Source organism: Serratia sp. CY44782, from assembly GCF_052168715.1.
GTDB lineage: Bacteria > Pseudomonadota > Gammaproteobacteria > Enterobacterales > Enterobacteriaceae > Serratia > Serratia nevei.
The window spans coordinates 83,155-95,666 of the sequence record NZ_JBJNME010000003.1 but is presented as its reverse complement, the minus strand read 5'-3'; the positions used below and the strand labels follow the sequence as shown (position 1 = coordinate 95,666).

The following is a 12,512-nucleotide window of genomic DNA, read 5'->3' as shown; positions in this document are numbered from 1 at the left end:
AAAATGAATACGTTAGACGCAATCCGCCAGCGCCGCGCCACCAAGCAGTTCGATACGCAGCACGTGATGACGCTCGAAGAGAAAAAAGCGTTGCTGACTATCGCGCTGCAGGGCGCGCCCAGCGCTTTTAACCTGCAGCACTGGCGCCCGCTGCTGATCGAAGATCGCGCCCAGCGCGAGAAAATTCGCGAGGCGGCGTGGGGGCAGGCGCAGGTGACCGACGCATCGATGCTGGTCGTGCTTTGCGGCGATCTGTCGAGCTGGGAGTCACAGGTAAAAAACGTTTGGGCCGAGGCGGCGGAGCCGGTACAGCAGTTCATGATCCCGGCCGTCGATCAGTATTATCGCGGTAAGCCGCAGGTGCAGCGCGACGAAGTGATGCGCAGCAGCGGCATCTTCGCCCAGACGCTGATGCTGGCGGCCAAGGCGCAGGGCTACGACTCTTGCCCGATGGACGGGTTTGATTTCGACGCCGTGGGCGAAATCATCAACAAACCGGCGCACTATCAGATCGCGCTGATGGTCGCCATCGGCAAGGCGGCGGGGCAACCTTATCCGCGCATCGGCAAACTGCCGTTCGACGACGTGGTAAAAACCGACCGTTTCTGATCTGAACGGTGAATGACAAAAGGGAAGGCTTGCGCCTTCCCTTATTTTTTTGCGACGCACAGTTCGTTCCAGTAGCTGAAACGGATGCGCCGTTGCAGGCGGTGATGCCACATAGTCAACTCCTTCTACCCTACACGGTTTAAATAAATAACACCGCGCCGGGCGCAAGACGAATGCCTTATTGTGCATAGCTTGCCCGCCGGACGGGATTAACCGGTTTTATCAACCCGTCGGATGACCGGCGGGATCCGCCAGCCGAAGTTCATGCCCGCCGCAGCGCCCAGGATCGCCAGCGTGCCCAGCAGCTGCAGCAGGCTGAGGCGGTGGCCGAACACAGCCCAGTCCACCACGATCGCCACCGCCGGGTAGATGAACGACAGGGCGCCGACCAGTGTCGTGGGGATCTTCTGAATGGCGCCATACAGCAGCGTGGACATCAAACCGGTATGCACCAGGCCGAGGCTCGCCAGCAGCAGCCAGTCGAGGGGGGCCGCCGGCGGCGTAGCCAGGCCGGCGAACGGCGCCAGCGCCAACGCGCCGACGGTCAGCTGAATCAACACGATCAGCTGCGGCGGCAGCGCGGCCAGCTGTTTGACGATCGCCGCCGCAATGGCGTACATCAGGGCTGCGCCCAGCGCCAGCGCCACGCCAAGCAGGTAGCCATCGCCGCTGCCGCCGTTTTGCCGGCCGGCGACGATCAACACCATCCCCGCGAACGCCAGCAGAAGCCAGCCCAGCCGATCGGCCGTCAGTTTTTCGCCGAACAGCAGCGCCCCCAGCGCCACCAACATGAACGGCTGAACGTGGTAGGTGACGGTGGCGACAGCGATCGAAGCATGCTGATAGGCGGCAAACAGCAGCGTCCAGTTGAGCACCAGGGCGATCCCCCCCAGAATGGCGAAGGCCAGCTGGCGGCGGTTGATCGCGCCTTGTTTCAACTGACCGAATGCGGCGCAGGTCGCCAGCATGGCCAGCGCGCCGAACGCGCAGCGCCAAAACACCACCGTCGCCGGCGGCTGCCCCAAAACGAGCACCGGCCACCCCACGGTGCCGGAGATGGTCATGGCGAGGATCATTTGCACTGCACCGCGCGTTTTCGTTTTCATGTTGTTTCCTTCGTTGCCTGGCCGTACTTGTGGTGAAGCGGCTTAATCATTAAAATGAACAATCGAACATTATGATGAACACGAACACGAGTGTTCGTCAAGCCGAACAAATGGATGGTATAACGAACAATGAGTGACGATCGGATGCAGAACATCACGCCTATCGGCCTGCTGTCGGCGGCAATCCGCCGCGAGCGGGAGCGGTTGAACCTGTCGGTGACCGAACTGGCGAAGCGTGCGGGCATCGCCAAATCCACGCTGTCGCAGCTGGAAGCCGGCAGCGGCAATCCCAGCCTGGAAACGCTGTGGGCGCTGGCGATGGCGCTGGACGTGCCGGTCAGCCGGCTGATTTCACAGCCGAGCAGGCAGGTGCAAGTGATCCGCGCGCATGAAGGCACGCCGGCGCTGTCGGAGCAGGGCAACTACGCCGCCACGCTGTTGGCCACCTGCCCACCGGGGGCGCAGCGCGACATTTACCGGCTGCGGGTGCAGCCCGGCGAAGCCAAACTTTCCCGGCCGCATCCCCCCGGCACCGTCGAGCATGTGATTATCAGCAGCGGGCGGGCACGTCTCGGGCCGGCGGACCAGCCGCTGGAGCTGAGCACCGGCGATTACATCAGCTACTCCGCCGATCGCGAGCACGTTTTCGAGGCGCTGGAGCCGGAGACCACCGCCGTGATGCTGATCGAACAGGGTTAGTCGGGCGTTGAAGGTCCGTTTATTGAAAATGATTCTCAATTATATTAGTGTGCCCGCCTGTTTTGACGCCGGGACGGGCGCGTAGCCCGGCGTCGCCGTTTATTGCCCTTCAAGGACCGAAGATGAAAATCGCTATTCCTTCCCTGCTGTTATTCGCCGGTTTGACGGCAACGCACCCGGCCACCGTGTTGGCCGTTGCTCCGCCCGCCGCGGCGGATCAGGGCCAGAACGACACGGCCAACAACGATTTCAGCTTCGTACGCTATCGCGCGGATTACCGCGTCAACGCCAACGCCACCAACGTGAAGACGGAAAGCTACGAAGTGCTGCTGAAGACCAAGGCGGCGGTCGAGAAATTCAGCCAGATCCGCCTGAGCTACAGCGAAAAAATGGAAACGCTGGAGGTGGTCGCCGCCTACACGTTGACCGCCGACGGCCAGCGCCACGACGTGGCGCCCGATCGCATTTATACCCAGGAAAGCTACTCCAGCGCCACGGCGCCGCTGTATGCTGACCGCAAAGTGCGCGTCATCGTGTTCTCCAACCTGGCGCCGGGATCGCGCGTGGTGTATGAGCTGCGCCGCACGCAAAACACCCCGTATTTCCCCGACTATTTCGGCCTGTGGGAAACGTTCAGCGTTTTCGATCAGTTCGACGACGCCGAAGTGACCCTGCAGGCGCCGGCCAAGCTGCCGATGCATATCTTCACGCGCGGCGTGGAAGGCGGGGACCAGCCGCAGATCCGCGATGGGCAGGCGCACTGGCGCTGGCATTATTCGCGCAGCGCGCCGATGAAATCACAAAACTGGGCGGCGGACAGCTGGACCTTCAGCCCGACCATCATGGCCAGCACCTACCGCGAGTGGCCGCAGTTGGCCAAGGCCTACCAGCTGAAGGCCGGCGCGGCGGCGAAGGTGACGCCGGGCATTCAGGCGCTGGCGGACAACATCACCGCCGGCATCAGCGATCGGCGCGAGCAGGCGGAGGCCCTCTATCGCTGGGTGGCGCAAAACATTCGCTACGTGGCGGTGTATTTGGGCAACGGCGGGCTGGAGCCGAATTCGGCGCAGAGCATTCTCGACAACCACTACGGCGACTGTAAGGACCACGTGGTGATCCTGGAGGCGCTGCTTGCCGCCAAGGGCATTGCAAGCTCGCCGGTGCTGATCGGCATGGACGAAGGCCCGATACTGCCTAAGGTGCCGCTGCTCAGCCGTTTTAACCACGCCATCACCTACGTGCCCGAATTCAAACTGTACCTGGATTCCACCAATCCGTGGGCGCGGTTCGGGCAACTGCCGGAAGGCGACCTGGGGGCACCGGTGCTGCTGACGCGCGACGCCAAGCTGGCGCGCACGCCGGGCAGCGACGAGCAGCCGGTCAAGAGCGCGCTGAGCGTCGATTTCGTGTTCGACAAAGCGGGCAATCTGCACGGGCAAACCGAGCGTCGGCTGAGCGAAGTGGAAGAGATTGACCTGCGGGGCTACTTCTCGCAGATCAACCGGCAGAACCGGGCGCAGGCCGAAGCGTCGATCATGTCCGCCTCCGGCATCGACGGCAGCGGCGAAGTGGCGATGAACAGCGATCCGCTGGATCTCAAAAAACAGTTCGGTTATCGCTTCCGCTTCAAGGCGGACGACTACGTCGATTTCGGCGTAGTGGGCGGCATGACGCTGCCGAATCCGCCCGGCGGCAAATCGTTCCGCACGCTGTATACCACCACGGCGGCGCCGGGCAACGAAACGCCGTTCTACTGCAGCGCGCAGCGCTACGACGAAACCTACCGTCTGCAGCTGCCGGCCAACGTGCCGATCATCGCCATTCCGCAAGACAGACAGTTCCGCAATGCGGCGGGCGACTATCGCGTGGCGTGGCGGCGTGACGGGCAGCAGGTGATCGTCAATCATCAGCTGCAGGTGAACGCCATTCGCGGTAAGGAAGCGCTGTGCCAGGCGCAGGATTACCCGGCGTTCCGCGAGCTGTTCCAGCAGGTGCGGCGCGGTTTCCGCGGCCAGGTGGTGTACGGCGAATTGGCCAACGGCAAGTAAGCCGATGCCCGTAGCTGGATAAAAAAATGGCCCCCAAACAGACAAGAGTTTGGGGGCCCGTAGAGTTCCCTCTACGCGATGTTGACCTCGCGCACCTCTTTGGATCTCAGCGTCACGCGGATCGGCACCGATTTGTACGAAGGCGTGCCGCTTTCCTCATCGATGTAATGCAGCGGCACCAGCACGTTGGCCTCCGGATAGTAGGCGCCGACCGAACCGGCTGAAATGTTGTAGGCGATCACCGTGATGCCCTCCAGGCGTTGAGTGCAGCCGGGCAGCGCCGTTTCCAGGTCGACCACGTCGCCATGCTCCAGCCCTAAACGTTGCAGATCGCTGTCATTCATGAACAAGACGTCGCGCCGGCCGAAAACCCCGCGGTAGCGATCATCCAGGGCATAGATGGTGGTGTTGTACTGATCGTGGCTGCGCAGCGTAATCAGCCGCAGCGTGTCTTGGTCTGCAACAGTCTCATCCTCATGCAGCCCGCTGAACACGGAAAACATCGCTTTGCCCGTCGGCGTCGGCCACCGGCGCTCGGTTGGCGGCAACGGCATGCGGAAACCGCCCGGCTGGCGGATGCGCGCGTTGTAATCGTCGAAGCCCGGAATGGTTTTTTCGATCAGATCGCGGATCACATCGTAATCTTCGATCAGTTCATCCCAGGGCACCTTGCTGCTGGGCATCACCGCTTTGGCCATGCCGGCCACGATGGCGGGTTCCGAACGCAGCAGTTCCGACGCAGGTTTGAGTTTGCCGGACGAGGCATGCACCATCGACATCGAATCCTCCACCGTCACCGATTGCCGTCCGCCGGCCTGCAGATCCAGCTCGGTGCGCCCCAGGCAGGGCAGAATGAGGGTTTGTTTCGCCACCAACAGATGGCTGCGGTTGAGTTTGGTGCCGATATGCACGCTTAATTCCAGCGCTTTCATCGCCGGGAAACTCTGCTCGGGGTCCGGCAGCGCCACGGCGAAGTTACCGCCCAGGCAGATCAACGCCTTCGAGGTGCCGTCGATCATCGCCTGCATGCATTTCACGGCATCATGGCCGTGGGCTTTGGGCGGCGTGAAGCCAAACACCGTTTCCAGCTTCGTCAGAAAATCGACCGAGGGTTTTTCGGTGATGCCGACGGTACGGTTGCCCTGCACGTTGGAATGGCCGCGCAGCGGGCAGATGCCGGCGCCCGGTTTGCCGATGTTGCCGCGCAGCAGCAGCAGATCGGCGATCAGACGCACGTTGGCGGTGCCTTTATTGTGCTGGGTAATGCCCATGCCGTAGGTCACGATGGTGGCGTTGGATTTTGCGTAGGCGGCGGCGACCTGTTCCAGATCCTGGCGCGCCAGGCCGCTCTCCGCTTCGATAGCTTCCCAACGGGTAGCCGCCAAATCGGCGGCGAAAGCGGCAAATCCTTCCGTGTGCTCGGCAATAAAGGCGTGATCCACGGCATTGCCCTGTGTTTCATCCTGCTGCAGCAGCGCCTTGGCGATGCCTTTCAGCGCTGCGGCGTCGCCGCCGGCTTTAACCTGATAGTAGGTTGAAGCGATAGGGGTCGAACTGTAGGTCGCCATTTCGATGACGTTTTGCGGATCGGTGAAACGTTCGAGCGCCCGCTCGCGCAGCGGGTTGAACACGATGATCGGCACCTTTTTGCGCGCCAGCTCATGCAGCGTGCCCATCATGCGCGGATGATTGGTGCCCGGATTGTGCCCGATGGAGATAACCAGCTCCGCGCTGTCGAAGTCGTCCAGCGAGACGGTACCTTTGCCGATGCCAATGGACTGCGGCAGGCCAACGCTGGTCGGCTCATGACACATGTTGGAACAGTCAGGGAAATTATTGCTGCCGAACTCCCGCGCGAATAGCTGGAACAGATAGGCCGCCTCATTGGACGCCCGACCGGAGGTGTAAAACTCTACCTGTTCCGGCGGCAGCGTCTGCAAGACGGCAGCGATGCGTTGAAACGCCTCGTCCCAGCCCAGCGGGCGCAGAGTGTCCGTCCCGGCGTCATAGAACAGCGGGGTTGTCAGGCGGCCATAGTCTTCCAACTGATAATCGGTTTTCTGCAGCAGCGACGTTACGGTATTTTGCGCCAGAAATTCGGGCGTCACGCGCTTGCTGGTCGCTTCCCAGGTCACGGCTTTGGCGCCGTTTTCACAGAACTGGAAGGTGGATCGATGTTCTTTATCCGGCCATGCGCATCCCGGGCAATCAAACCCGTCGGGCTGGTTGGTGCGCATCAGCGTCACCGGCGCTTCTAAGGTATCCATCTGCGTGCGCACGGCGATGGCCGTCGCTTTCAGCGCGCCCCAACCGCCGGCGGGCCCATCGTAGGGATGTACCCCGGGTACTGCTCGTCTTTTCGCCATTGTTGCTTGCCTCCGACACCGCTTACGATAAATGCAGGTGATTGATTTACGATGAGTATTATCTTTATCGTTCAAGACGGAACGCAGGCGCCGTCGCCGTTAAGCGCGGGCCTGTCGATTCAGTATAGATGAGTGAAAAAGGGGGCAGCGGCAGTCTGTGCGGGGAGAGCGGCGGCCCGTTTAACCGGAGGCGGGCCGCCGTGCGCGTTACTTTTTCACCACCAGGCCCACGCCGCGGCCGCGCGGATCGGACGCGGTTTCCGGCGTGCGGCCATCGATGCGGATAGCCTGAATGTCCCCCATGTTCCAGCCCTGATCTTCGAGGGTGTAGCCCATGGCTTTCAGCTCTTCCGCCGGTTTGCCGGTCAGCGGCGCAAAGCTGTCATAGTACAGGGTGTCCTTCGGCAACAGCTGATGGTGCACGCGCTGGGCGGCCACCGCCTGCGCCAGCGGCAGATGGTAATCGTAGAGGTTGTTGATCACCTGGAAGATCGACGTGAAGATGCGCGATCCGCCCGGCGTGCCGATCACCAGGCTGACCTCGCCGTCGCGGGTGATGATGGTCGGGCTCATCGAGGAGAGCATGCGCTTGCCCGGCTCGATGGCGTTGGCGTCACTGCCCACCACGCCGAAGGCGTTGGCGACGCCGGGTTTGGCGCTGAAGTCGTCCATCTCGTCGTTGAGCAGGAAGCCGGCGCCTTTGACCACCACGCCGCTGCCGAAGTCCCAGTTGAGCGTATAGGTGTTGCTGACTGCGTTGCCGGCGGCATCGACAATCGAGAAGTGGGTGGTTTGGTGGGTTTCCAGCCCTGGCCGCACCTGTTCGGTCGGCGAGATAGCCGTCGGGTTGATTTCGGCGGCGCGTTTTTGCAGGTAGTCGGGGGCGATCAGCTGTGCTTCCGGCACCTTAGTGAAATCCGGGTCGCCGAGGTAGTCGGCGCGATCGGCGAACACGCGCTTTTCGATTTCCGCCAGCAGGTGGATATAGCGCGCCGAGTTCAGCGGCACCCCTTTGAAATCGGCGGCGCGATCTTCTTTTATCCCTAGCAGCTGCGCCAGCGCGATGCCGCCGGAGCTGGGCAGCGGGGCGGTATACACGGTGTTGCCGCGCCAGCTGATGCGCATCGGTTCACGCCATTTCACCCGATAGTCGGCCAAATCCGCCGCGCCGATCAGCCCGTTGTCGCGCTGCATTTGCGCCACCAGCAGGCGTGCGGTTTCACCGTGATAAAAATCGTCGGCGCCCGACTTGGCGATGCGCTCGAGGGTGGCGGCCAGCTCCGGCTGTTTGAACACCGTGCCAGGCTTCATGGCGCCGAAATAGTCGCCAAAGTTGGTTTTACCGGCGAACAACTTGTTGGCGTCTTCACGGTACTGATACTGCTGATCCGCCACGGTGAAACCTTGCCGGGCGTAGCCGATCGCCGGCGTCAGCAGTTCGGCCCACGGCAGCTTGCCGAAGCGCTTGTGGGCTTCCCACAGCCCCAGCACGGTGCCCGGCACGCCGGCGGCGCGGCTGCCCACCAGGCTGAGATTTTCGATCACTTCACCTTTCTCGTTCAGGTATAGGGTTTTGCTGGCGGCCTTGGGGGCCACTTCGCGGTAGTCGAGGAAATAGGGTTTGCCGTCGATATACAGCGTCATAAAGCCGCCGCCGCCGATATTGCCGGCTTCAGGGTAGGTGACCGCCAGGGTAAAGGCGGTGGCGACCGCCGCGTCAACCGCGTTGCCGCCGGCCTGCAGAATGTGTGCGGCGACTTTTGCGCCATACTGATCCGGGGCGGCGACCGCGCCGGCGGTCAGATCGGCGGCAACGGCGGTGGGAACGGTGCAGGCCAGGGCCACGCTCAGAGCTATCGTTTTCAATAAACCGGCAGACATAGAAGATCCTTTTAGCGATTTTCAGTTATCAGGTGAATTCAACTAATTATTTTGAAACAGCAGGTTAGCGCGTTTTCTTCGGGCTGTTGCGGCGCTTTATTGAAGGTAGCAGTGGTCAGGCGGGGCCGCCTGACCAGAGTAGCGAATCGTGACGTGGCACGTTATGTGCCGGCGGGCAACGCCGACTGCAGCCATTGGCAGAAGTGCCGGGCGAGCGGATTGTGTTCGCTGTCGCGGTGCAGCAGCCACGCCCAGTTGGCGCCGCGCACGCGTTGCTCGGTTAACGGTTGCAGCAGCCCGGCGTCGCGCGCGTGCTGCGCCAGCAGTTGGCTGACCAACGCGATGCCGAGGCCATTGCAGGCGGCATCCAGCAGCAGACCGGGATCGGAGAAGTTCAGCCCGCTGTCGCGCTGGCCGACGTGCGCGCCGCCCGCCACCGTCCAGTGGCTCCAGTCCATCTCCCGTTCGCCGTGCAGGGTCACGCGCTGCTCCGTCGCCAGCGCCAGCACGCTGGGGTGGCAGGCGGGATAGAGCCGGTCGCTGCAGAGCACGTTAAAGGTGCAGTCTGCCTGCGCGCTGAGATCGTCGCGGATCGCCAGATCGATACTGTCCGTCGCCATATTCGGCGGTTCAAAACTGGTGAACAGCCACAGGTCGACCTGCGGATGCTGCCGATTGAAGTCGCCCAGCCGCGGCATCAGCCAGTGGCGGGCGAAAGCCGGAGTGGTGTTGACGATCAGCTGATTGGGTTTGCGGTACTGATCCAAACGGCGAATGCCGACCGCCAGCTGTTGCAGCATCACCTGCGCGGTGCTGAACAGATCGTGGCCGGCGTCGGTCAGCGCCACGCTGCGGCCGGTGCGGAAGAACAGCGGCTGCTCCAGAAACGCTTCGAGGCTGCGGATCTGCTGGCTGATGGCCGACTGGGTAAGGTGCAGCTCTTCGGCAGCCTGATGAAAACTGCCCAGGCGCGCCGCCGCTTCGAAGCCGCGTAGCGCGCTCAAGGGGGGCCAGTGTTTTAACATTATCGATAAGCCTGTCTAATCAGATATCCACTAAATATATCGTTTGTCGCGGTGGCAGGGGAAGACTAGCATAAGATTCAACCGCATAAACGTGAATTGTTCGGTTAACATTTTGAATTATAAATGATTAAAAGAGGTCTTTAATGTCAACTCGCCGCGTGTTTATTAAACAGCTTTCCGCCGTCGCCGGGGTCGGCCTGACGGCCTCGCTGGGTGTTTCGTTACACTGTCACGCAGAAGCTGCGCTTAATCCGGCCTGGCGGATGCCTGACGAAGGAGAACCGCAGCAGCGGGCATTTCTCGCCTTCGGCGCGCAGCGGGCGATCTGGGGCGAATTCACGGCGGATGTGCAGGCGGCGCAGGGCCGTATCGCCCGCGCCATCGCCGAGTTTCAGCCGGTGACGGTATTTTGCCGCGAGCGTGAACGGCAATTGGCCGAGGCCACCTGCGGCAGTCACAACGTCAGCTATGTCGTCACCGAACTGGATGACATCTGGGTGCGCGACTTCGGCGCCAATTTCGTTGTCAACGGCGCCGGCGAACTCGGGGCGGTGGATTTCAACTTCAACGGCTGGGGCAATAAGCAGCGGCATGCCAAGGATGCGCGGTTGGCGGCGTTTGCCGCCAAGCGCTACGGTGCCGCCCAACTGCGCCGCAGCGCACTGATAGGCGAAGGCGGCGGTATCGAAGTGGACGGGCACGGCACCGGCATCATGACCGAAAGCAGCTGGGTGAATGCGAACCGTAATCCGGGCTGGAGCCGGGACCGGGTGGAGCAGGAGCTGAAAGCGATGCTCGGCCTGCGCAAAATTATCTGGCTGCCGGGCATTAAAGGCCGGGACATCACCGACGCCCACGTCGATTTTTACGCCCGCTTCGTGCGACCAGGCGTGGTGGTGGCCAATCTGGACACCGATCCGGCCTCTTATGACCATGCGGTTACCCAGCAACATCTGGCGATCCTCAAGGCGGCGACCGACGCCGACGGCCGCAGGCTGCAGGTGCATACGCTTTCGCCGCCGCTGGCGCCGCGCGACAGCCGATTCAGCCGCAACAACCCGGATTTTGCAGCGGGCTACATCAACTATTTCGTCATCAACGGCGCGGTGATCGCCCCGGAGTTTGGCGACCCACAGGCGGACCGGGCGGCGCTTGAGCTGCTGACGGCGCTCTATCCGCAGCGCAAGGTGGTGCAGCTGGAGATCGACGCCATCGCGGCCGGCGGCGGCGGCATTCACTGCGCAACCAACCAACTGCCGGCGCATGGCAAGCCGGATCGGTGAGTGTTCAAAAAATGCGTACTCGGTTGTTTGTCGCCATAGGGTGTGGTTGGCTGAGTGGAAACCTAAGGAGGCCATAATGAACGACTCACCCTTGAGCATTCCCACCTGGTATCGCGATCCGCACGCAGAACAGGCCATGGCCGATGGCCATGCGCCTATTTGGCGCCATCTGATCGGTTTGGTGCCGGAAAATGAACTCTCCGGTATCAGCGTGCTGGACTTTGGCTGTAATCAGGGCGGCTTTCTGCGTTTGCTGCATCAAATTCGCCCATTCCAGCAGGCGGTTGGCGTCGATATCGCGCGACAATCCGTCGATGAAGCCAACCGGCTAAAAGGGAATCTGCCGGTGGTTTATCAAACCGACACGCGGCTGCACGGGTGGGATAGCCACTTTGATATCGCCTTCAGCCATGAAGTCATCTACCTGATCGAAGACATTGCGCAACATGCCGCCGATATGCTGCGGGCGCTGAAGCCGGGCGGCGTTTACTATGCGGTGACCGGTTGCCACACCGGCAACCCGCTGTGGCCGCAGTGGCGTGAAAGGGTAGCTGAGCAGACGCATACCGTGGTGCAGGATCGCTCGCTGGCCGACTATGCGCGCATTTTCTCCGCCGCGGGGTTCCAGGTCTCTGCCCGCAGGCTGGGCTTTTCCGGCTTCGTGCCCTATGAGCCAAACGGCTGGATGCCGGATATCGCGGCGTCGATCGATTACTATTGGCACACCAAAACGGTATTCAGGTTGGTCAAACCTTCAGTGCCGACGCGTTAACGCGCCGGGCCGATGCCGTAACGCAGCAGGGCGACGGCGTGGCGGGCGATATCTTCGGCGTTCAGCTGGCCTTTATCCCGTTCGCGCCGCCATTTCGGCGCGGTGGCCAGCGGCAGCAGCGTGATGCCGAACAGCGTGAAGAACAGCAGGGAAGGCTCGAGATCGGGGTTGAGTTTACCCTGCGCCTGCCAGCGCGCGATGGATTGCAGCGCGATTTGGCGGCGCTCATCGCCGAACCGTTCATCCATGCGCTGTTTCAGCACGCCGCTTTCACTCATGACCTCCCGCAGCCACAGCGGGGCGAACCAGGGGTGTTCCAACGCGATGTCGATAAAACGTTGCGCCAGCAGGGTGAAGGCGGTGACGGGATCGTCCGCGTTGGCGTCAAACACTTCGCCGGCCATTTTGCGCACCGGCAGAAAGCGCTCCTCGATCAGTACGTCCAGCAGCTGATCGCGGTTATGAAAGTAGTAGTGCAGCATGGCCGGGGTGACGTTTGCCTCGCGCGCAATGGCGTTCAACGAGGTGTCTACGATCCCCTGGCGGGCAAACAGGTTCAGTGCGGTATCAAGCAAATGCTCGCGTTTGTCCGCCCCTTTGGCGCCGCCGCTCGGCCGGCCGGGGCGGCGAGGCTTGGCGGGAGTTTGAACGTTTCGTGCTGTCATCGCGGTGAGATCCATTGACCGGAGAAAAGGATGACTCATATATTAATTATGCGATTAA

Annotated in this window: 10 protein-coding genes; 5 read left to right on the top strand and 5 right to left on the bottom strand. The window is 61.9% G+C overall.

Going from position 1 to position 12,512, the window contains the following annotated elements; all coding sequences use genetic code 11:
* The first annotated feature begins 3 nt into the window (after window positions 1–3).
* A complete protein-coding gene (locus ACJ8HT_RS06420) occupies window positions 4–609 on the top strand; it encodes a nitroreductase family protein (protein ID WP_038871554.1) in 606 nt (201 codons plus the stop codon).
* 209 nt (window positions 610–818) lie between these two features.
* On the opposite strand, the gene ACJ8HT_RS06415 is transcribed toward ACJ8HT_RS06420, so the two are convergent.
* Window positions 819–1,715: a DMT family transporter gene (locus ACJ8HT_RS06415; RefSeq protein ID WP_197652865.1), complete on the bottom strand. Its 897-nt coding sequence runs from the start codon at window positions 1,713–1,715 to the stop codon at window positions 819–821.
* A 129-nt stretch (window positions 1,716–1,844) separates the two neighbouring features.
* Between ACJ8HT_RS06415 and ACJ8HT_RS06410 the strand changes: the two genes are divergently transcribed.
* Both ACJ8HT_RS06410 and ACJ8HT_RS06405 read left to right on the top strand, forming a co-directional pair.
* On the top strand, window positions 1,845–2,414 hold the full coding sequence (locus ACJ8HT_RS06410) for a helix-turn-helix domain-containing protein (protein ID WP_342143783.1): 570 nt from the start codon (window positions 1,845–1,847) through the stop codon (window positions 2,412–2,414).
* A gap of 122 nt (window positions 2,415–2,536) precedes the next feature.
* Entirely contained in the window at window positions 2,537–4,462 is a 1,926-nt protein-coding gene (locus ACJ8HT_RS06405; RefSeq protein ID WP_197652864.1) for a DUF3857 domain-containing protein, read from the top strand.
* Window positions 4,463–4,533: 71 nt separating this feature from the next.
* Here ACJ8HT_RS06405 and ACJ8HT_RS06400 read toward each other — a convergent pair whose 3' ends face one another.
* The 3 genes from ACJ8HT_RS06400 to ACJ8HT_RS06390 all read right to left on the bottom strand — a co-directional run bounded on the left by ACJ8HT_RS06400 (window position 4,534) and on the right by ACJ8HT_RS06390 (window position 9,734).
* A complete protein-coding gene (locus ACJ8HT_RS06400; RefSeq protein ID WP_194571502.1) occupies window positions 4,534–6,828 on the bottom strand; it encodes an FdhF/YdeP family oxidoreductase in 2,295 nt (764 codons plus the stop codon).
* A gap of 207 nt (window positions 6,829–7,035) precedes the next feature.
* Entirely contained in the window at window positions 7,036–8,709 is a 1,674-nt protein-coding gene (gene ggt, locus ACJ8HT_RS06395; protein ID WP_197652863.1) for a gamma-glutamyltransferase, read from the bottom strand.
* A 161-nt stretch (window positions 8,710–8,870) separates the two neighbouring features.
* Complete coding sequence (locus ACJ8HT_RS06390; RefSeq protein ID WP_197652862.1) at window positions 8,871–9,734, bottom strand: LysR substrate-binding domain-containing protein; 864 nt, start codon at window positions 9,732–9,734, stop codon at window positions 8,871–8,873.
* 143 nt (window positions 9,735–9,877) lie between these two features.
* Between ACJ8HT_RS06390 and ACJ8HT_RS06385 the strand changes: the two genes are divergently transcribed.
* Together ACJ8HT_RS06385 and ACJ8HT_RS06380 are read left to right on the top strand one after the other, a co-directional pair.
* Window positions 9,878–11,017, top strand: coding sequence for an agmatine deiminase family protein (locus ACJ8HT_RS06385; protein WP_197652861.1), 1,140 nt, complete (start codon window positions 9,878–9,880; stop codon window positions 11,015–11,017).
* A 76-nt stretch (window positions 11,018–11,093) separates the two neighbouring features.
* A complete protein-coding gene (locus tag ACJ8HT_RS06380; protein ID WP_195873448.1) occupies window positions 11,094–11,789 on the top strand; it encodes a class I SAM-dependent methyltransferase in 696 nt (231 codons plus the stop codon).
* Here ACJ8HT_RS06380 and ACJ8HT_RS06375 read toward each other — a convergent pair.
* Window positions 11,786–12,454: a TetR/AcrR family transcriptional regulator gene (locus ACJ8HT_RS06375; protein WP_204275783.1), complete on the bottom strand. Its 669-nt coding sequence runs from the start codon at window positions 12,452–12,454 to the stop codon at window positions 11,786–11,788. The two genes, ACJ8HT_RS06380 and ACJ8HT_RS06375, sit on opposite strands and share 4 nt — an antisense overlap.
* Between the last annotated feature and the right edge of the window lie 58 nt (window positions 12,455–12,512).

Bases quoted from the DNA above. Each gene is read 5' to 3' on its own strand.
- ACJ8HT_RS06420 (WP_038871554.1), top strand. From the start codon at position 4: ATGAATACGTTAGACGCAATCCGCCAGCGCCGCGCCACCAAGCAGTTC.
- ACJ8HT_RS06415 (WP_197652865.1), bottom strand. From the start codon at position 1,715: ATGAAAACGAAAACGCGCGGTGCAGTGCAAATGATCCTCGCCATGACC.
- ACJ8HT_RS06410 (WP_342143783.1), top strand. From the start codon at position 1,845: ATGAGTGACGATCGGATGCAGAACATCACGCCTATCGGCCTGCTGTCG.
- ACJ8HT_RS06405 (WP_197652864.1), top strand. From the start codon at position 2,537: ATGAAAATCGCTATTCCTTCCCTGCTGTTATTCGCCGGTTTGACGGCA.
- ACJ8HT_RS06400 (WP_194571502.1), bottom strand. From the start codon at position 6,828: ATGGCGAAAAGACGAGCAGTACCCGGGGTACATCCCTACGATGGGCCC.
- ggt (WP_197652863.1), bottom strand. From the start codon at position 8,709: ATGTCTGCCGGTTTATTGAAAACGATAGCTCTGAGCGTGGCCCTGGCC.
- ACJ8HT_RS06390 (WP_197652862.1), bottom strand. From the start codon at position 9,734: ATGTTAAAACACTGGCCCCCCTTGAGCGCGCTACGCGGCTTCGAAGCG.
- ACJ8HT_RS06385 (WP_197652861.1), top strand. From the start codon at position 9,878: ATGTCAACTCGCCGCGTGTTTATTAAACAGCTTTCCGCCGTCGCCGGG.
- ACJ8HT_RS06380 (WP_195873448.1), top strand. From the start codon at position 11,094: ATGAACGACTCACCCTTGAGCATTCCCACCTGGTATCGCGATCCGCAC.
- ACJ8HT_RS06375 (WP_204275783.1), bottom strand. From the start codon at position 12,454: ATGACAGCACGAAACGTTCAAACTCCCGCCAAGCCTCGCCGCCCCGGC.